The organism is Paenibacillus sp. GCM10027630 (assembly GCF_042676305.1).
In the GTDB taxonomy this organism is placed as follows: domain Bacteria; phylum Bacillota; class Bacilli; order Paenibacillales; family NBRC-103111; genus Paenibacillus_S.
Map to the genome: position 1 here is coordinate 34,705 of NZ_JBHTGY010000026.1, position 19,433 is coordinate 54,137.

The following is a 19,433-nucleotide window of genomic DNA, read 5'->3' on the forward strand; positions in this document are numbered from 1 at the left end:
GCATTCGTGAATTTTATGAACAAAACGTACTAAATGAAGTTATTATTGTTAATTTGGTTAAACTATTATATTTTATATTTAATGATATAATGAAAGCGCTTTATAAGGCTTTTGCGATATTTAAGCGAAAGGCATCCTAAAATTGGAGGGATTTAGATGAGCGGTTTGGATACTAAGGCAATTGTGGAAATAAATCAGAAGGCCTCCCAGTTTAGATCAAGCATTGTTATCTGTTTAGACAATAAAATTATAGACGCAAAGAGTATATTGGGGTTAAGCATTACTTTGTTGAACGATCAGCACTACAGACTGGAGATTCACGGTCTTGATGAAGCAGAAGCAAAGGCGGAGATGACTGAAGTTTTTAAAAAGCATCATCTGTCAGTAACTGTCAATTAGATTGATTTAGCTGTTCAGCTCCGCTGAAAACGTATAAAGTTTGTTATAACAAAATAAGCCTCCGGCCACTTATATAGTGCGTTCGGAGGTTTTTTTCAAGATTGGAGGAGCAAATTTGTTATTCAAGTTAGCTGCCTGGTTTTCTCGTGCTCGATCCAGTCGATGGAGCATATCAAAAATTATGTTTGTTTCATTTTTTATTATGATTTTGCTGCCGATATTTCTAATAACCGTTATATCTGTGACTTTGTATCACTCCATTTTAATGGAAACCATCACTTCACGTGCGACAACGACACTTGAGCTTGTCTCCTCTACTGTAGATAATGAAGTAGGCCGAATCAAGAAGACGATAGCGTCACTTCTTAAAGATCATGAAGTTAGCGCAAGTATCTCTCAAATCCTTACAGCTAAAGATTTATTGGAGAGCCCTACCTATAAGCAGAAGCTTGATCAGCAATTGTCCAATTATTTCCATCATTATGGGCCTGATTTGATTTCGATTGTTTTTTTTCGTAAAAATCAAGGAGCCTATTATTATCAGCGAAATCTTAATTTAAATGAGAAAGAAATCAGGCAAACCCCATGGTATAGCGAGATGCTGCAATCAAAAAATAAAGTACATTTATTTGACGTTCAAGAGCAAGTATTTCTAGCTGACACGGATATGAAATCCTCCTTCACGGCTGTAGTTGCCCCAGGAGACGACGGCCCATCCTTTGCTGATATTGATTTGATTCTGTTTGTTTTTAATGACAATATTTTGCAGCAGCATCTGGAGTCCCAGGTATCGAAGTCGGGTGAACTGCTTGTTCTAAATGAAAACGCTTCCTTCATAGTGTCTGGAAATACTGAGGGTTACAAAGGGGTTTTCGAAGATCCGTATTTGTTGAGGGCACAGAAAGAGGAAGCGGGCTATTATGTCGCTGAAATTAATCAGAAGGAATCATTCGTCGTTTATTTGACTTCGAAATTAGGATGGAAGTATATCCGAATCATTCCTTACGAGCGGTTTATCAAAAAGGTGAAGGGTGTCTATGAACAAACCATTTGGATAGGCTCGATTGGCATAATTATTTTCCTGCTCATTTCTGTCCTTATCGTATCCTACATAGTTAAGCCGATTCTCTCATTGGTCAAGCAAATGAATGTAATGAAAACCGGAAATTTGAACGTGCAGATCGCAGAGCGCGGTCCAATGGAAATATTTTTGTTGTCCAAAACCTTCAATCAGATGGTGCTGCGGATGAAAGAATTGATTCTGGATGTCGAAGAGAAGGAAAGGCAGAAGAAACACGCGGAGATTGCTGCGCTACAATCGCAAATTAACCCTCATTTTCTATTAAATACGTTAAATACAATCAAGCTGATGGCGGTTATGGCCAAGTCCCAGCATATTCAGAAAATGACCGAATCGCTTACTAAACTGCTCTCTTTTACATTCAACAGGGGAGGGATATACATTACAATCGAAGAGGAAATCGGGCTGCTGGGTCATTATTTAAATATTATGAAGGTACGGTATGGAGATAGCTTTGACGTTGAGATTCGTGTGGAAGAGCGTCTGAAAAGTTTTCATATTCTTAAACTGCTGCTTCAGCCTATCATCGAAAATGCTGTTATACACGGTCTCCAGAGTGCAGAGGGGAGAGGGAAGCTTAGTATTACGGGGGAGTTCTTGAACGAGGAGTCTCTATGCTTTTGCATTCAAGATAATGGAGTCGGCATGTCGGATGCGGAGCTGGGAGAAATAGAACCCCAATACCCTAAGAGAGAGAGCTTCAACGGAATGGGACTGCAGAACGTCCACCAGCGAATTCAATTAAATTATGGGCCTAAGTATGGACTGAAAATTGTGAGCAAGCCGGGTAAGGGGACCAAGGTGGATATTTGCCTGCCTTTATTAGAAGCCCCTTTGAATCTGGATTCAGGAGGTGATTGAATTGCTGCGGGTATTAATCGCCGATGATGAGCCGTTGTTTCGAATAGCGATGCGGGAAATGATACGCTGGGAGCACTATGATTGTGAGATCGTTGCGGAAGTATCCAACGGCGGAGAAGCTTTGCGGTACATGGAGCGCCATCCTGTAGACATCGTGATTATGGATGTGCAGATGCCGGTTCTAAACGGAATCGCTTTTCTTGAACAGCTGAAGGAAAGGGAAGAGAAGCATAAGCCGATGGTGATCGTACTCAGTGCGTATTCCAATTACAATTATGTGCGGAAAGCCTTTTTATTAGGGGCGAGCGACTATATCGTAAAGGAGGATTTAGAAGAATCCGTGGTTACCCCTGTCATTGCTAAAGCGGTAGCCAAGCGGAAAGAACATATGCAAGAAACAGAGCAGCAGCTTCAGGAGTCGAAAATTCAGCAGAAGCGTATGAAGGAGCAAGCTCTTTTGCTGACCTTAAACCATGCTGTGGAAGATGAAGGCTTGCCCGAAGAACAAATAAGGATGATCAGGGAATGGCGGGCTGAATCGTCTCAGTCACGCCAGATTCTTATAAGCATCTGGATCGATAGAACATTTTCCGAAGAATCGAAGGATCTTGATTCGCAGAAGCTGAGGTATATCTCAATTACCATCATGCAAGTACTGGAGGCCAACTATCCGGAATCTGTCATTGTCCCCTTTAATAAGGCCGAATTCGCTATATTGGTGGTTTATCCTGTCAACGAAAGCGTGCAGCATACGAGACATCGAATTATCGAAACAGTGAATACGATCAGCAATCATCTCAGACAGTACTTGAATATATCGGTCAGCATGGGGGTATCGCTTCCTTGTGCGGGTTGGACGCAATGGAGTGAGCACTATGATGCTGCGAGGCAACTCGCGGCACTTCGTTTGTATAACGGACTTGGCCACGCTTACTTTCCTGAGGATAGTCCGTTTAAAAGCTCTCAATCGTCAGTTTCGCCGCTATGCAGCACCGGTGAGCTCTTGTATAAGCTTGAAATGGGGACGGCAGATTGGAAGGGGGAATTCGACAAATGGATTCAAGCTGTAAAATCTATTGGGGTCGTTGATGCTGAAATTATTTTTCAACAATATAAGTCACTTCTAAGAGAGTTAAGCATGCTAATTCACGCTAAAGGCTTCACTTGGCCGGATATATTGGATCTTGCCGATTCCCCGTATGAACAATTGGAGCAACTGGAGTGGATGCCCCGGATTCATGACTGGCTGCGTGCAGTGCTGCACAAAATTTATAATGTTTTGGATTCGGGAAGGAAGGCGGCCGACAGCATTCCGAGGCTGATCGATAAGGCCAAGAAATTGATCGAGCGCCATTATGCCGCCCCGATTTCATTATCTTTGGTCAGTCAGCAGGTGGGGGTTAGCGAAAGCTATTTAAGCAAAGTATTTGTTAAAGATACCGGGGAAAATTTTAGTGAATATGTCACTCGATTTCGCATAGAGAAAGCTAAACAGATGCTGTACAGCGGCATGAAAATTTATGAGGTTGGTGAGAGTGTGGGTTATCCGAATCAGACCCATTTTAGCCGAATTTTTAAAAAGGTTACAGGAAAAACACCGCTGGAATTCAAAAGTGGAAAATAACCTCAGATGGAACCGGCCAATTAAGCCGACACTGCTTTCAAGTACAAAAACAGAAAAGAAAAGGACAAATATATGCATTTGAAAGCGCATTCGTTAATTGTAGAATTTGCATGTAACGTAACTACATTAGCGAAAGAGGTTAAAGTATGAACAAACTGTTAAAAGGATTGACGGTATTTTCGGTTGTAGCATCCTGCGTTTTAGGCGGTTATGGGAATTATGCCAAGGCGGCCGAGTCGAATATGGTGGAAATGGTAATCCCGCCTCTTCCGACGAACCTGAAGCAGACAGACGAACAAGATGCTTTTAATAAAAAAAATGGCCGCCCGCTGCCTACACCGGAATTTATGCAGCCATTGATTGATTCGTCTTTGCCATCTTATAAGCCGCGTAAGGATATCGAGCTCTCCGGCAGCTTTAAGGGTGCATCATCTGACGTGCTGCCCAGTCTTGTAAGTCTGTGGATTGAGGAGTTCAAGAAATATTATCCAAAAGTGAACATAGAAATAGTTCCTCCTTATGCAGGTAGCCTTGGAGCACGGGAACTACTTAAGGAAACGGTCGAATTTGTTTTCGTATCGCGGGAGCTTAAGCCTGAGGATGTCGTTGATTTCAAGGCACAGTATGGCTATGAGCCGCTTAGCGTACCCATTTCAGGAGCTTCCTACCGTCACTTTGGATTCCTTGATTCTATGGGGTTCTATGTCCATAAAGACAATCCGCTTGAGAAGCTGAACTTTGACCAGCTCGATGCATTATACTCGGCTACGCATCATCGTGGAGGAGGCGCTATCACTACATGGGGGGAGCTCGGATTAACCGGCGAATGGGCCGACAAGCCGATCAATCTGTACGGTATACAGCCTTGGAACGGCTTCGAGGAGTTCATCCGTCAAAAAGTGTTGAGCACTGACGGGCAACGCGGTGAATGGCGCGAGGGTATTACCTTTGATAAGCTTGTTTTTCCTGCAGCCGGCCGCGTAGCGGATGATCGTTACGGTCTTGGATATTCAGGTCTTGCTTACATCGACAAAGGTGTGAAATTGATTGCTCTGGCAGAAAACTCAACAAGTCCGTATTATTCACCAACCTACGAGAATGTGGCAAGTGCTAAATACCCGCTGAGCCGCTTAATTTACTTTAATGCGAATAAGCAGCCGGGTAAGGAGTTGAATCCTGTGCTTGATGAGTTTATGAAATTCATCCTGAGTAAAGAAGGACAGCAGCAGGTTCTCAAGCACGCAATCTACCTTCCGCTGCGTGCAGAGCAGGCAAGTGATAGCTTGGCTATGGTTACCGGTGTGCCGGAAGTGAAAGTAGCAATCAATAATGCGGCACAGAGCTTTGTGCAAGCTCCTGTCATCAGAGACGGCAATGTGTTAGTGCCATTAGGAGATATCTTCGGAAAGCTGGGAGCCGCTGTTGTATGGGATGGCGACAAAAGGAGCGTAACGGCGAGTAAAGGGAATACGAAGCTGAAATTAACTATCGGCTCAACAACGGCCGTTCTCAACGGAGCAGAAAAAACGCTTGAGGTTCCAGTTCAGGTTGTCAGAAATCCTTCGAATTACAATAGTACAATGGTTCCGCTAAGATTCGTAAGCGAAGCGTTTGGTGCCAATGTAACATTTGATAAAGCCACCCGAACGGTTACTGTTAATACTAAATAACAGGACACACATAGCAGGCTAAAGATTATCATGTGTTCCATGTTTCCAGAAGACATAACGGAAGAATAGGCTGCGAGCTATTGCTCGCAGCCTATAGGCGGTCTCTGATGCTATTTTTTAGTACGGCCATCTGAAGGCAGATATAATCATTGTGAAAGAGAGGAAGCATCAATGAGCCATACACAAGTATGCGGGTTATGTTACCAAGAAGCGAAGGAACCGGGATGGGAAGGTGACATTTGCGATACATGCCAAGATATATTGGAATTTGGCTATCGCTCTTTTCCTGCTTACGAATTGAAGAATACAAGCTCAGACGACTTGTATAAAGAGCGGCCCTACATTTCTTCATGCAATCTTCATGATTAATATGGATGAAGATGGTATGATTAATTTATAAATTTAGATTAAGTCTAAATATAAACTAAGCGAGTCACTGCAGCATCTGAAAGAATGATGCTGTTCAACGACTTATGAGGAGGAACCTAAGATGAGCGAAGCATTAAACACTATTCTTAACCGGCAGCTTGCGAACTGGTCCGTGCTGCATGTCAAATTGCACAATTTCCATTGGTATGTGAAAGGCCATCAATTCTTCACTTTGCACCTCAAATTCGAGGAGCTGTATACGGAAGCGGCTCTCCATGTGGATGTGCTGGCGGAACGCTTGCTGGCTTTGGGCGGAAAGCCGGTAGCAACCCTGCAGGGATACCTGGATGTGGCGTCGGTCCGCGATGCGGCAGGGATTGAGACCGCAGAGCAGATGGTTGAAGCCGTAGTCAACGACTTCCAGACGGTTATTAATGAATTGAAAGCCGGCATGAAGTTGGCGGCATCGTTGGGCGATGAGACGACAGGCGATTTGCTGCTCGGCATTCATGCCAGCCTTGAGAAGCATGTCTGGATGTTGAATTCCTTCCTGGGGAAATGATTGAAGGCAAGTGAATGAAGGCAAGTGAATGAAGGCAAGTGAATGAAGGCAAGGGAATGATAGCAAGGGAATGATATGCAAGCCGAAGCCTCCGGTTTTTTAGCCGGAAGGCTTTTTCAGCTTGTATGCGATAAGCCCACGGTCGGACCGCCGCTGCTTTGAGGTCATGTTACCTGGAAAAACTCCTGCTAATTATGCTGCATATTGCCTCGAACCCTAGCTTAGATGGAAAACCTCATGTTAATATCGCCTCCTATTCCTCTAGTTGGGGTTACACGCTGTATTAGAGGGAGGAAATCCATCTATATGCAATTTTTCTCCAAAAATTCTAAAAATAGATGGATGTTTTCCAGTTATTGCGGCGTTGCATGGCGGTCGGTCCACGGGGAGTGTCGCAAGACTACTGAAACTTCCACACGATGGCGGATTTAAAGCTTTTAGTTCAACTTATATGGCGGGAAAATATTTGCTTGCTCTAAACGAAACGGGTGTTGTTATAATAAAGGGGTAAAATGCCAATTTACCAGGAAAGGTAACGCCCTGCATGATAAATGTGTCCAAAGCATTGAAATTGACTTTATTTAAACGGTCCATCGTCCGTACGATGCTCTTGTCTTATTTGGTTGCAAACATTTTACTTATTTCAAGTCTTGGTTACTTGACCCTCCGTGATACAACAAGCCTATTTACCGAAGAAATTATCAATTCCAGCAAAAAGGTAATGGAGCAAGCGACGGTTGGTCTTAATTTCAATCTGGAGGAAGTAAAGCGAGCGTTGGTGTTGATGGGCACCCATCCTTCGGTCATCGCGTCCCTCAACTCCTTTCATTTGATGAATGCAGCTGAAAGAATCAATCACGAGAGACTCATCACGGATGCCAGCCGCAGCATCAGCTCCTCCTTAATTAGCGATGTTCTGATTATTGGCATCAATGGCTATATTATGAATTTGGATGGCAGGCGGTCCTTGAAGTGGGATTATGATTTCAGGCAGCAGCCATGGTTTCAAAAAACGGTGGAGCTTCCCCAAAACAATTTCATTACTTTAGGCTTGCACAAACAAGACTATTATTTAAATGATTACGCCTCGAAATATAACCAGCAGACGTTATCCGTGGCCATTCCTATTTTAAATTTTGAGCAAAAGGTAGTCGGGTCCATTGTGTGCAACATCGATCTGGATCATTTGAACGGCTTGTTTGATTTAAGCGCTTCCGAATATAGCGGCAGCATGTTTCTTATCGATAAGGATGAGCAGATCATCGTTCATAAAAATAAAAGCTTGATCGGCACGCGGTTTTCCATTGCAGCAGGTCAGAGAGAGGGTCCGAACAATTTTATTGCCGAAATCGATGGGCAAGATTATCTAGTTATTTATCATCCTGCGACGATTGGCGACTGGAAGCTTGTGTCCGCTGTTCCGATGTCAGAAATAAGGAAGCATACAAGTCCTCTCGGCAAAAACCTGCAAAGCATTCTGTATCTTGGTTTCGCGCTCAATATATGTCTGGGTATCGTCATCACGATTCGGATTTCCAGACCGGTCAACAAGCTGCTTAGAACTTTGGACAAGACAGGGAATGAGAGCTTGGTAATTCGGCCGTTCGATTACAGATATTCGGAGCTTAACCAGATTGGAATGAAGTTTGAAGACTTGATAGGAAGAATCAAACTGCTGATTGATCAGAACTACATCTCGCAAATTACTTTAAAGGAGACGGAGTTTAAAGCGCTGCAATCGCAAATCAATCCCCATTTTTTGTTCAATACGCTGCAGCTGCTGCAGACCGAGATCGTTTATGGAAATAACGAGGAGTCGAATCAAATCATTGTTTCCTTAAGCAATTTGCTCCGGTATTCAATGAACCATGCGAATGAAGTGGTATCGCTTCAGCATGAAATTAATAATGTGAAAGATTATCTGTTTATTTTACATAAAAAATTCAGCGGCAATCTTACTGTTCGATACAACATCCCGGATGCAGCCGTATTTGAGCACAGAACACTGAAGCTGTTGCTGCAGCCGATAGTTGAAAACTGTATCAAGCATGGCTTCCAGGAAGCTCCCTACAACAATGAAATATACATCAGTGCAACTATAGTGAGAAAAGGCATCCTCGTATTAATTCAGGACAATGGAATGGGTATGGCGAAAGCCGAATTAAACCGTTTGCGTCAGCGTATTAATGAAGCATCCTATCAACCCCGCAATCATATCGGACTGGATAATGTGAACCATCGAATCCACTTAAAGTATGGTAGCGGCTACGGAATTTTTATACGCAGTAAAGAAGGGGCTTACACGAAGGTGTATATGCTGCTGCCAAGAACGGATTAAGATTTAAAAGGAAGGAGTCGAGCACTCTTGAAGCTGGTAATTGCAGATGATCAACAATCGACCCATCAATTTTTACATAAAATGATCGAATGGAAGTCGCTTGGAATAACGGAGGTGCATCACGCTTTTCACGGAAAAGAAGCTGTCGAACTTATAGCGGAGCTGTCCCCGGAGCTGCTGATTTTGGATTTGAAAATGCCTATGTTAGACGGGATCGGTGTTCTGCGAGAGATAAGGGATTTGCCGCAAAAGCCAAAAACGATGATCTTAAGCGCACATGACGAATTTGAATATGCCCGGGACGCGATGAAATTCGGTGTTCAGCATTACTTATTGAAGCCCATTGATATTGTGGCGGTAAGTCAAGCGGTTGAAATATTGCGCAAAGAGGTTGAGAGGGAAACGCGGGATCATTTGGAAGGTTTGATTGCTCAAGTATGCCGCTTTAAAACGATGGACGCTGTAACCTCACAATTGATCCATATCGGTTTTCAAGCTTTGGCTGTCAACGGATATTTATGTGTATATGTAAAAGAGCCGGACATGGAAGCAGGCCAAGCGGTATCCTTGCTCCCGACAAGCCCATGCCAATTTGCAGTGCGAATAAATAATGCTGAAGCTTATATCATTCATGGCCTGACGGAGGAGCAAGCTGCAAGCGATATAGCCAGGTTGTATGAGAACGGATTACCGAGCAGCGCGGTCATTGGTATTAGCGGCGTTCAACGACAAGCCGATTTATTGGTAACAGGATTGCTGCAATGCGAATCGGCTGCCAAGATGGGCTTCTATGAGGGCGGCGGTGTGTACGTTTATTCGGAATCGATGTTTACGGAAACTCTAACTCAACATCAAACGGATGAAATGGTGAGAGGCATGCTTGCCAAGCTAGAGCTGGACTATTCGGAACAAGCATGGGAAAAAGCTGTCAGCACTATGTTCGCCGCCTTTCGTGATAAGAAGGTGAAGCCTGAGGCGGTCTACCAAATTTGTTGTCATTTACTATTTATGATGTTAAGCAAGAAGCAGGGGTATGAAGCGAAGTTTTCTGTGAGTATGCTGGAAGCCCAACAAACACTGGAGCAGCTGCAGCAACTGTTCTCGCAATACATGGTGGATATCATCGGGAGTATGACGAAGCCTTCTTTTGCCCCCGAGGATACGATTCATCAAATCAAACAGTATGTAGAGTCGAACTGCAGCGAGGATTTATCATTGGACAGTATGGCAGCCAAATTTATTATGAATAAATATCAATTGTGCCGGTTGTTTAAACGCGAATTTGACGTCAGCTATTGGTCTTATGTAACTACGGTGCGTATGCAGAAGGCAGCAGAACTGCTGCTTTATACTTCTTACAAAGTGGTTCATATTGGGCAAAAGGTCGGGTATCCGGACGAAAGTCATTTTAGCAATGCGTTTAAGAAATATTACGGGATTAGACCGAGAGATTATAAGCACAAGCATACGCAAGAATCCTCAACAACAAATCAATAATATCAATGGGATTTATCGTTCATATTGCGTAAGATCAATCTTGTAAGCGCTTTTACATGAACGAGAGGGGATAGAAAAAGAATGAAGAGATTATGGTCTGTGCCGATTGTTTTGAGCTTGCTGACTACAGCTGCCGCCGGATGCAGTACATCCGGGGAACCGAGCGGAGGGAGTGCAGCGCCCAAAGCGGGTGATAAGGTGACACTTAGTATTTTGTCATGGGAAAATGAAACGAAGATGAAGCCGGTTGTCGATGGCTTTAAGCAGAAATATCCGAATGTCACGTTCGATTTCCAATATGCGCCGCCAGTAAAGGACTATATCGAGAAGCTGAAAACATTGCTGCTTACCAACTCCGGCCCGGACCTCTTCGTTATGGCGCTGGAAAACAGAGATCTGATTGACGGAGGCTATACGCTGGATATTACTAATGAGCCCTTCATGAAGGGGATAGCGGAAAATAACAAAAAGGCCTACTCGAAGGATGGCAAGGTTTATGCTTTATCGCAGTCCTCATGGGTTGGGGGTATTTTTTACAACAAGGATTTGTTCACCAAAGCGGGCATTGCCGGCGAGCCGAAAACATGGCAGGAGCTCGTTGACCTTTCCGGTAAGCTTAAAGCCGCAGGCATCACGCCCATTCTCAACAACACGCAGGACGCGGCGGTGAACATGGTGACCTCCTTGTTTGCTTCGCAGACGCTTACGCAAAATGCCAATTTTGACAAAGAGGTCCTCGAAGGCAAGAAGAAGTATGCGGACGGATGGACCGAACCCATAAAAATCTGGCATGAAGGAATGGTGAAAACCGGGTTCATTACTTCCGATATGGTCGGTTTGAATGGTGATCAGGTGGTCAGCGAGTTTTCCGCCGGAAAGACGGCGATGATACTTGGCGGCCCTTGGAATATTGGAGCGATCGACAAGCAAAATCCGAATTTGAAATACAGTATGATACCGGTTCCGGGGTTGAAAGCGGGCAGTGAATATTATTTTGGAGCGCCTGGTATTGCTTACGCTATTAACAGCAAGACGAAAAATAAAGACTCGGCGTTGAAGTTTTTGGACTATTTATCCAGCCCGGAAGGCTTGAAGGCCTATTATGAAGGCACAGGGCAAATTATTACGGCCAAAGGCTTCGAGCATAAGGTGCATCCGTCGCTAGAAACCGCCTACAAAGGATTGTTAAGCAACCGGACCTACATTCCGATGGCGGAGTGGAGGAAGCATACGGAGGCGATCCGCAATCAATATATCATTTCATTGCAGGATCTGCTGTTGAACAAAATAACACCGGAGCAAGCCGCACAATCTCTGGATAAAAAGTTCAAGGAAATGGAAGGCAAATAATGATGTTCAAGGCCCCCATATCCCGGCATGTTCAATATGGTATTTTCCTGGTCCCTGCACTTATTGCCTATACCTTGTTTACCGTCTACCCGATGGTCAAAACATTCGTGTACAGCTTAACCAATTTTAATGGGATGAGCAAACAAATGGCATTTGTCGGCTTCAACAACTATGTGCAGGTTTTTCGCGATGACGCCATTGTTTCCGCTTTATTATTTACCTTGTTCTATACGTTGTTCTCTGTTGTGGTCATTACTTTATTAGCGATACCACTCGCGTTAGTGCTGGATTTGAATTCGTATACGAAACATATGCAGCGTGCCATCTTCTTCTTTCCCTCCATCCCAAGCGGCTTGCTGCTTGGGTATGTATGGGGCTTTATTCTATCTCCTATTTCATCAGGAGTTGCTAACCGGATTTTGCATGCTCTGTTTAACATGAAGGCTGTACCTTGGCTGTCGGACCCTCTGTTAGCGAAAATTTCATCGGTTATCGTCCATGTATGGTCGAGTACCGGCTGGCATGCGATTCTATATCTTGCTTTTCTGCAGTCCATTCCGAAGGATTATTACGAGGCAGCAAGTATTGATGGAGCAAGCCGGTGGCAGAAAATCAGATTCATCACTCTTCCGATGCTGGCTCCGGCCATGACCGTCAGTGTTATGCTGCTGGTTACCGGGAGCTTGAAGGTGTTTGAAATCCCGTTTGCATTGACCAAGGGAGGCCCAGGCTACGAGACGTATACAGTTACCCAAGTCATTATTACACGTGGGGTATCGGAATTGCAGTACGGAAAAGCGTCGGCGATGTCGATCATATTCTTTCTATGTATCCTGCTTATTACGTTCGTTCAGTTCGGTAAAATGCAAAAAAGAGAGGAAAACCTGCAATGAAGAAGGACCGGAAGCTGCTGCTGCTTGATGTGCTGATGCTGCCGTTTTGCCTGGTTACGTTGTTTCCATTTTATTATATGGTGATCAATACGTTTAAGACATCGATGGATGCCAATGAAAATCCGCTATCGCTGCCTGGGGCGTTCACGCTGGAAAATTATAAGCAAGTATTTGCGCAGACGCCGGTGTTTCAGAGCTTTTTTAACAGCTTGTTCATTACGGCTTGCTCGGTCTTATTGATCGTGCTTATAGGTGCTATGGCAGCCTATCCTATCGTGTATAATCCGAGCAAATGGATGAAAATCGCCATGTATTACTTGTTATGCGGCTTTTTGATTCCCTTTCAATCGACGCTTATTCCATTGTTCGAGCTTATGCGGGACTTGAATTTAGTTAATACAATGAGCGGGCTTATCGTGTTTTATACATCGGGCTCGGTGTTCTCGTTTTTTCTAATTATGGGTTATATGAGAACCGTTCCTAAGGAATTGGGCGAAGCTGCTATCATTGACGGCTGCTCGGTAGGAAAGATTTTCTGGGTTATCATTCTCCCATTATTAAGGCCTATCACAACTACAGCCCTTATCTATCATACGATGTGGATATGGAATGATTTTCTTGCCCCGATGCTGTTTCTTAACACGAGAAAAAAAGCGACATTGGTATTGGAAATTTATCAGGCGAGAGGACAATTCAGTGTGGATTGGCCATCCTTTATGTCATTAACTGTTCTAGTGCTGCTGCCCATTCTGGTGTTTTTTATTGTCATGCAAAAGCATATTATTAAAGGTCTCGTTGGCGGGGCTATGAAAGGATAAAGCATAGAGGATACCAAGTTAAAGGAGGCTAATTTATGATCAAACCGGTGAAAATTATACTGGATACCGACATAGGTCCGGATTGCGATGATGCTGCTGCACTCGCTGTACTGCACGCTTTGGCAAGCCGCGGAGAGGCTGAGATTCTGGGCATCACCCATTGTACCTCCAGCCCCTGGGGGGCAGGCTGCATAGACGCCATCAACCGATATTACGGCCGATCTGATATACGTATTGGAACGCTGAAGGATCAGGGCTTTCTGGATGGTGAGCAGTATCATAAATACAACCGCCGTATTTGCGAAACACACCCTAATCCATACGGGGAAGGACATGAACCGGAGGATGCGGCCGTGCTGCTTCGGGAGCTTCTGGCGGCGGAGACGGATGGCAGTGTCGTAATTGTTGCGATTGGTCCTTTGCGCAACCTGCGCCATCTTTTGCAATCCCAGCCCGACTCGTTATGCCCGTTAAGCGGAAGGGAGCTGGCTGCCCGGAAGGTTGCGGAGCTCGTTGTCATGGGAGGGACATTTCCTTCGGGGATGGAATGGAATTTTCAGATGGATGCTCCATCTGCGAGACTTGTGGCGGAGCAATGGCCGACGCCGATCATGTTCAGCGGCTTTGAGATCGGACATGAACTGATGACGGGCGAGCGGCTATTTCTGGAAACCCCCGAGCACAATCCGGTACGCCAATCGTATGAATGGTACTTGGGACGGCAGGGAAGCCGGAACAGCTGGGATTTAACCGCAGTGCTGTATGGGGTTCGCGGGCTTGCCGGGTACTGGGAGGCGAGTCCTGCCGGTTGTGTGAAAGTAAGAGCTGACGGGGAAAGCGAATGGGTAGCATCCCCGGATCAAGGGCATCGTTATTTAATGCCAAGTATGGACTTACGGGAACTGGAGAAGCTGATGGAGGATTTGCTGGTCCAGTACCCGTAATATGCGGCTTTATCAAGCCATAGTAAGCAGCTAAAATAAGCTTGGAACCTCTTCGATACAGTCCTCCGAGTCATTCTTCACATTGCCGACCGTGCTTGATACGGGATAGACGGACATCTCACGGTCATCATACGGCTTCAATAGGGACATTAGCAGCCCGACGTCCTGATTGCTGCGGTTCAGCCATGTTTGTTCATCTTCAGGGCGCAGAATTACAGGCATTCTATTGTGAATCGGCTCCACCAACCGGTTCGGTGCGGTTGTAATGATGGTGCAAGTGCTGATCTTGGTGCCGTCTTGGCTCAGCCAGGTATCATATAATCCGGCCATGCTGAATATATCGCGCTCCTTCATCACGATACGCATCGGCTGCTTGGCAGTGCCTTCCTTCTTCCATTCGTAGAACCCGTCAGCAGGAATCAAGCAGCGTTTCCGATGAATGAGGCTTTTGAAAGCCGGCTTCTCAAGCAGCGTTTCGGAGCGGGCATTGATCATGGAAGCGGCCGATTTGGCATCTTTGGCCCATGAAGGAACCAATCCCCATCGAAGCTCTCCGATCCGGTTATGTTCGCCGTCATGTACGATCGCCATTACCTGCTGCATGGGAGCTACGTTATATCTTGGGATGTGATATTTGATGGTGGGCATATCCAGATGAAACCTTAGCATGAGCTCCTCAAGTGTTACCGTGATTGTATACCTTCCGCACATGGAGCACACCTCCTTTTACTCAGTATAAGCGATTTTACTAACAGGTTAAAACTTTACCGGATTGTACGCAAGGATCGATTTGGCTATGGAATACATACTTATGGGCAAAAATGGGAACCCTTCAGATACTAACTACTGAAGATCCAAAGGGAACCTCATGATGAGCGACATTTCAACCAATTCTATGGATCCAATATCTGCCTATCTTGGCGAAAACTCGCTTCGATTGCATCAATTGTACGATACATGCAGTGATATGGTTTTTTTGGAATGTTCTTTCGGGCATAAGCTGCGTGGATTGTTTGTTTACTTTGATGGACTTACCGATGACGAGCGTTTGAACGAAATCAGGCATCAGGTAAGCTCATTGGAGAAGGATTACGACGAGCGTGTTGATTTGGAAAGAGCGATCCGCAGTGAGATCGCTCATTTTAGTTTCAAGGAAGTATGTACGTTCACCGAATTGAATGAGCAGGTGACTAACGGGAATCCCGTTTTATTGATCGATGGAATGACGGAGGGACATGCTTTTTCTCTTGCAAAATGGAGAAAAAGAGCGATTGAAGATCCTGTAGCGGAATCCGTTATAAGAGGTCCGAGAGAAGGCTTCTCAGAATCATTGACCGACAACACGGCCATGCTGCGCAGAAAGCTGCGTGACTCCAGGCTGAAAATGAAAGGAGTAGAAGTCGGCCGTTACAGTAAAACTCGCGTCATGATCGCTTATATGGAAGAGCTGGCAGCGCCCGGGCTTATTAAGGAAGTGGAGGACCGGCTTTCGAAGATTGATGTGGATGGTATCTTGGAAAGCGGGAATATCGAGGAGTTTATTGAAGATCAGCCCTATTCCCCCTTCCCGCAGGTTATGGCTACCGAGCGTCCCGATACGGCTACCGCGGGGCTGTTGGAGGGCAGAGCGGTAATATTGACGGATGGGACGCCGTTTGTGCTTGTTGCTCCTATTGGTTTTTTCTCGCTGGTACAGTCGCCCGAGGATTACTACCAGCGGTTCATGATTTCTATAGCCATTCGCTGGCTCCGCTATCTCTTTTTGCTGGTGGCTCTGCTCCTTCCTTCTGCTTATGTGGCCATTCTGACTTATCATCAGGAAATGATCCCTACCGCGTTATTGCTCAGCGTAGCTAAATCAAGAGAAGAGATTCCGTTTCCTGCGTTGATGGAAGCCATTATTATGGAAATTATGTTCGAGGCTTTACGCGAGGCGGGCGTCCGCCTTCCCAAGCAGGTCGGTGCAGCCGTCAGTATCGTCGGTGCGCTCGTAATTGGGCAGGCTGCAACATCCGCAGGCCTCGTATCCTCTCCTATGGTGATGGTAGTGGCGATTACCGGAATTGCGTCCTTCATGCTTCCGCACTATACGATGGGCATTTCTATCCGATTGCTGCGTTTCCCGATCATGCTGATGGCTGGATTATTAGGGCTGCTCGGACTACTGCTGGGCGTAATTGCGATCGTCATTCATCTGAGCTCGCTTCGCTCCTTCGGTCTTCCGTATTTGTCTCCTCTTGGGCCCGGAATGAAGGAGGAATGGCAGGATGTGCTGCTAAGGATGCCTGCATGGTCGCCTTCCAGAAGGCCTCGTTTGACAAGATCAGGGGGTGGGGAGCGCCGGGGCAAAGGTGGGAAGCCTGCTCCGCCTGTTAAAGAAGAGAGTGATCAGGGATGAAAGGAACCGGAATCCGCAGTATGCTCCTGCTCGTTATAGGTGCAGCCTCTTGCTTGCTCTCAGGCTGTTGGGATCGGATGGAAGTGAATGATATGGCGATCATTCTGGCGGCGGGCATCGACCAGGGGGCTCATAATGAAGTCGAGCTCTCCCTTCAGGTGTTCATTCCAGCAAGCGGCAATTCCTCTGTTATGACGCAGGATAGCAGAAAGTCAAGTGGAAGGGGGGAGCAAACCTTGGTTAGTGTCGCCAAGGGGACATCTCTTGCTGATGCCGTATCCCATCTTCAGGAGCGTCTTTCGAGGAGGCTGTTCTGGGGACATAACAAAATTTTTGTGTTCGGCAAACAGAGAGCTGAAGCTGGAGTCAAGGATGATTTGGATTTTCTTCTACGCTATGTTGAAATGCGCGAGCGAGCGGATATGTATGTTTCGGAAGGCAAAGCCATCGATGTCATGAGGGTTATTCCCGAGCTGGAGCGCAGCTCAATGGAAGCTCTCCGCGAGTTGTCCAAGACGGAGGTCAGCACGGAAGTGGATCTGAGGGATGTCATTGAACAGATCGTGGAGACCCCAGGGCAAACGTTCTATGTTCCCTATGTGCTGAGCGGCTCGGCCATGTCGCATGAGAACTTTGTGCGCAATACGGCAGCTCCCTATTTCAAAGGTTTAGCCATCTTTAAAGAGGGAAAAATGGTAGGCAATGTAGATAATAATTTGACACGCGGGGTGCTTTGGTTAACCAATAAAATAAAAAAAACAACGATAACCGTAGTTCCAGCATCAGTGCCCGGAAACGTCTCGATCAGCCTTTCGAGAAATGAGAGCCGCTTGCAACCCCACATTAATGCAAACGGTAAATGGGGGTTAACCATTTCTATTCAATGTGAAGGGGATGTGCTGCAGAACACCTCCAGTCTCGATTTGATGAAACCGGATCAGATGCACTTAATCGAGGAAAAAGCGAGTGAGCTTATTCGAAGTCGGGTAATGGGCGCACTTGAAAAAATCAAAAAGGGTATGGGCGCGGATGTATTCGGGATCGGGGAAGCTTTTCACCGAAAGTATCCGCGTCAGTGGAATAAAGAGAAGATGAAATGGAGAGAGAGCTTTTCTGAGATTGATATCGAGCTGACTATTTACGTCCACATACTTCGTCCTGGTATTATGAGCAAAAATATCCCCTCGTTAAATCAGAAGGAGCGATAGGATGAATGGAAACTCTGTATGGATACTTGGAATCATTGGCGGATTGATGTGGTGGATAGACAGAAAAGCACTGAAAAATGAAAAGCGGGCGAGTCTCATTTATTTAGGCTTGCTGGGCCTTAGCGGGTCGATTTCTCTAATCCTTGTGTTTTATCCGGAAATGCCTGGTCCAACTCAGTGGATCGATGCATTGTATAAGCCGCTCGGCAAGCTGATACAGCCTTAAAATTTATATGGACATATGGAGGCGAAAGATGGATAGAGGCAGAATATCTTGCTTGCAGTTGGCTTTCCTTATGTTTCAGTGCGTGCTGGGCTCATCGGTGCTGCTCATGCCTTCTATTACAACAAGCTTGTCAGGAAGAGATATGTGGATGACGCCCATTGTTGCTTCTATCGGCGGCTATTTCATCGTGTGGCTGGCTGTGAGGCTATACAGAATCTCACCGCAGGGCTCTATTCAAAAGCTGCTGGAGCTTGTATTTGGCAAGCTGCTAGGCAAAACATTCGGTTTGCTTTTTTTACTATTTCAAATCCATATTTTATCTATCGTCATACGGGATTACAGCGATTTCATTCTTAGCAATTTTTTCTTCAAAACACCTTTGCTGCTGATCACGGGAAGCATGGCATTATTATGCGCCTGGGTCGTCAGGGAGGGGGTGGAAGTACTGGCCAGATGCAGTCAAATTTTTCTGCCTGTAGGGCTTCTTTTTACTTTGCTAACCTTCATATTTTTGATACCAGAGCTGACTCCTAATAAGATTCTTCCGGTTTTTGAGCAGGGCATGAGGCCATTATTGAAAGGCTCGATTGTAGTGGAAGGCTGGTTCTGCCAGTTCACGCTGGTGATCTATTTCTTGCCGCGGATCAAAGATGAGAAGAAGATACTGAAATGGGGAGTTCTCTCCGTAACGGGAGTAGGGGTGATGATGCTTGCTGTAAACAGCCTCGTGTTCATGCTTCTGGGCGACAGCTCCTCGTATTACAATTACCCGGTATTCATGGCGGCGAGGTACATCAGCTTGGCTGATTTTTTTGAACATGTGGAAGCTATGCTGATGATGGTATGGGTGCTGGCCGCTTTTATCAAAATCAGTGTTTTTTATTATGCGATCTCTATTGGATGCACGGAATGTTTAGGATTGAAAAGCTACAAAGTGATCGTGTTGCCTATAGGATTATTGGTGATGGTAGCCTCTTTCTGGTCAGCAAGGGATTTCCAGGTTCTGGCCTCCTTCGTATCAACAACGGGGACTATATATATTCTTGTGGGATATATGGTATTCCCCTGCCTCGTCTATATCACTGCCTCGATCAAGAAGCGGCTATTTGCCCATCTATTCTAAAGAAAAGTAAATGTATATATATTCCACTTGCATAAGAACGGGCTGTTCGGTATATAATAAAAATACGAACAC

At 45.5% G+C, this 19,433-nt stretch carries 17 protein-coding genes; 16 read left to right on the plus strand and 1 reads right to left on the minus strand.

Features of this window, described 5'->3' with window-relative positions:
• Positions 1 to 156: 156 nt before the first annotated feature.
• The 12 genes from ACFQ0C_RS11915 (at position 157) to ACFQ0C_RS11970 (ending at position 14,406) form a co-directional block, all read left to right on the plus strand.
• On the plus strand, positions 157 to 399 hold the full coding sequence (locus ACFQ0C_RS11915) for an HPr family phosphocarrier protein (protein ID WP_258215864.1): 243 nt from the start codon (positions 157 to 159) through the stop codon (positions 397 to 399).
• Positions 400 to 580: 181 nt separating this feature from the next.
• A complete protein-coding gene (locus ACFQ0C_RS11920; protein ID WP_379366964.1) occupies positions 581 to 2,341 on the plus strand; it encodes a sensor histidine kinase in 1,761 nt (586 codons plus the stop codon).
• Position 2,342: 1 nt separating this feature from the next.
• Positions 2,343 to 3,965, plus strand: a complete 1,623-nt coding sequence (locus ACFQ0C_RS11925) for a response regulator transcription factor (protein WP_379366966.1) — start codon at positions 2,343 to 2,345, stop codon at positions 3,963 to 3,965.
• A gap of 146 nt (positions 3,966 to 4,111) precedes the next feature.
• Entirely contained in the window at positions 4,112 to 5,635 is a 1,524-nt protein-coding gene (locus ACFQ0C_RS11930) for a stalk domain-containing protein (protein ID WP_379366968.1), read from the plus strand.
• A 171-nt stretch (positions 5,636 to 5,806) separates the two neighbouring features.
• Entirely contained in the window at positions 5,807 to 6,004 is a 198-nt protein-coding gene (locus ACFQ0C_RS11935; RefSeq protein ID WP_379366970.1) for a hypothetical protein, read from the plus strand.
• A gap of 121 nt (positions 6,005 to 6,125) precedes the next feature.
• Positions 6,126 to 6,566, plus strand: a complete 441-nt coding sequence (locus ACFQ0C_RS11940; RefSeq protein ID WP_379366972.1) for a Dps family protein — start codon at positions 6,126 to 6,128, stop codon at positions 6,564 to 6,566.
• 544 nt (positions 6,567 to 7,110) lie between these two features.
• Entirely contained in the window at positions 7,111 to 8,904 is a 1,794-nt protein-coding gene (locus ACFQ0C_RS11945) for a sensor histidine kinase (RefSeq protein WP_379366974.1), read from the plus strand.
• Between the two features lie 27 nt (positions 8,905 to 8,931).
• On the plus strand, positions 8,932 to 10,401 hold the full coding sequence (locus ACFQ0C_RS11950; RefSeq protein ID WP_379366976.1) for a response regulator transcription factor: 1,470 nt from the start codon (positions 8,932 to 8,934) through the stop codon (positions 10,399 to 10,401).
• Positions 10,402 to 10,482: 81 nt separating this feature from the next.
• The gene (locus ACFQ0C_RS11955) at positions 10,483 to 11,751 is read left to right on the plus strand and encodes an ABC transporter substrate-binding protein (RefSeq protein ID WP_379366978.1); all 1,269 of its coding nucleotides are present in this window, start codon (positions 10,483 to 10,485) and stop codon (positions 11,749 to 11,751) included.
• A complete protein-coding gene (locus tag ACFQ0C_RS11960; RefSeq protein ID WP_379366980.1) occupies positions 11,751 to 12,644 on the plus strand; it encodes a carbohydrate ABC transporter permease in 894 nt (297 codons plus the stop codon). Before ACFQ0C_RS11955 ends, ACFQ0C_RS11960 begins: the two co-directional genes overlap by 1 nt.
• The gene (locus tag ACFQ0C_RS11965) at positions 12,641 to 13,462 is read left to right on the plus strand and encodes a carbohydrate ABC transporter permease (RefSeq protein WP_258215873.1); all 822 of its coding nucleotides are present in this window, start codon (positions 12,641 to 12,643) and stop codon (positions 13,460 to 13,462) included. The genes ACFQ0C_RS11960 and ACFQ0C_RS11965 overlap by 4 nt, the downstream gene beginning before the upstream one ends.
• Before the next feature lie 35 nt (positions 13,463 to 13,497).
• Entirely contained in the window at positions 13,498 to 14,406 is a 909-nt protein-coding gene (locus ACFQ0C_RS11970; RefSeq protein WP_379366983.1) for a nucleoside hydrolase, read from the plus strand.
• Positions 14,407 to 14,436: 30 nt separating this feature from the next.
• On the opposite strand, the gene ACFQ0C_RS11975 is transcribed toward ACFQ0C_RS11970, so the two are convergent.
• Positions 14,437 to 15,117, minus strand: coding sequence for an SOS response-associated peptidase (locus tag ACFQ0C_RS11975; RefSeq protein ID WP_379366986.1), 681 nt, complete (start codon positions 15,115 to 15,117; stop codon positions 14,437 to 14,439).
• A 157-nt stretch (positions 15,118 to 15,274) separates the two neighbouring features.
• On the opposite strand from ACFQ0C_RS11975, the gene ACFQ0C_RS11980 reads away from it, so the two are divergent.
• The 4 genes from ACFQ0C_RS11980 to ACFQ0C_RS11995 are packed head-to-tail and all read left to right on the plus strand — an operon-like array spanning position 15,275 to position 19,361.
• Positions 15,275 to 16,804: a spore germination protein gene (locus tag ACFQ0C_RS11980; RefSeq protein ID WP_379366988.1), complete on the plus strand. Its 1,530-nt coding sequence runs from the start codon at positions 15,275 to 15,277 to the stop codon at positions 16,802 to 16,804.
• The gene (locus ACFQ0C_RS11985) at positions 16,801 to 18,012 is read left to right on the plus strand and encodes a Ger(x)C family spore germination protein (protein WP_379366990.1); all 1,212 of its coding nucleotides are present in this window, start codon (positions 16,801 to 16,803) and stop codon (positions 18,010 to 18,012) included. Before ACFQ0C_RS11980 ends, ACFQ0C_RS11985 begins: the two co-directional genes overlap by 4 nt.
• Position 18,013: 1 nt before the next feature.
• Positions 18,014 to 18,238, plus strand: a complete 225-nt coding sequence (locus ACFQ0C_RS11990; RefSeq protein WP_379366992.1) for a hypothetical protein — start codon at positions 18,014 to 18,016, stop codon at positions 18,236 to 18,238.
• 28 nt (positions 18,239 to 18,266) lie between these two features.
• On the plus strand, positions 18,267 to 19,361 hold the full coding sequence (locus ACFQ0C_RS11995; protein ID WP_379366994.1) for a GerAB/ArcD/ProY family transporter: 1,095 nt from the start codon (positions 18,267 to 18,269) through the stop codon (positions 19,359 to 19,361).
• The last annotated feature ends 72 nt before the right edge of the window (positions 19,362 to 19,433 follow it).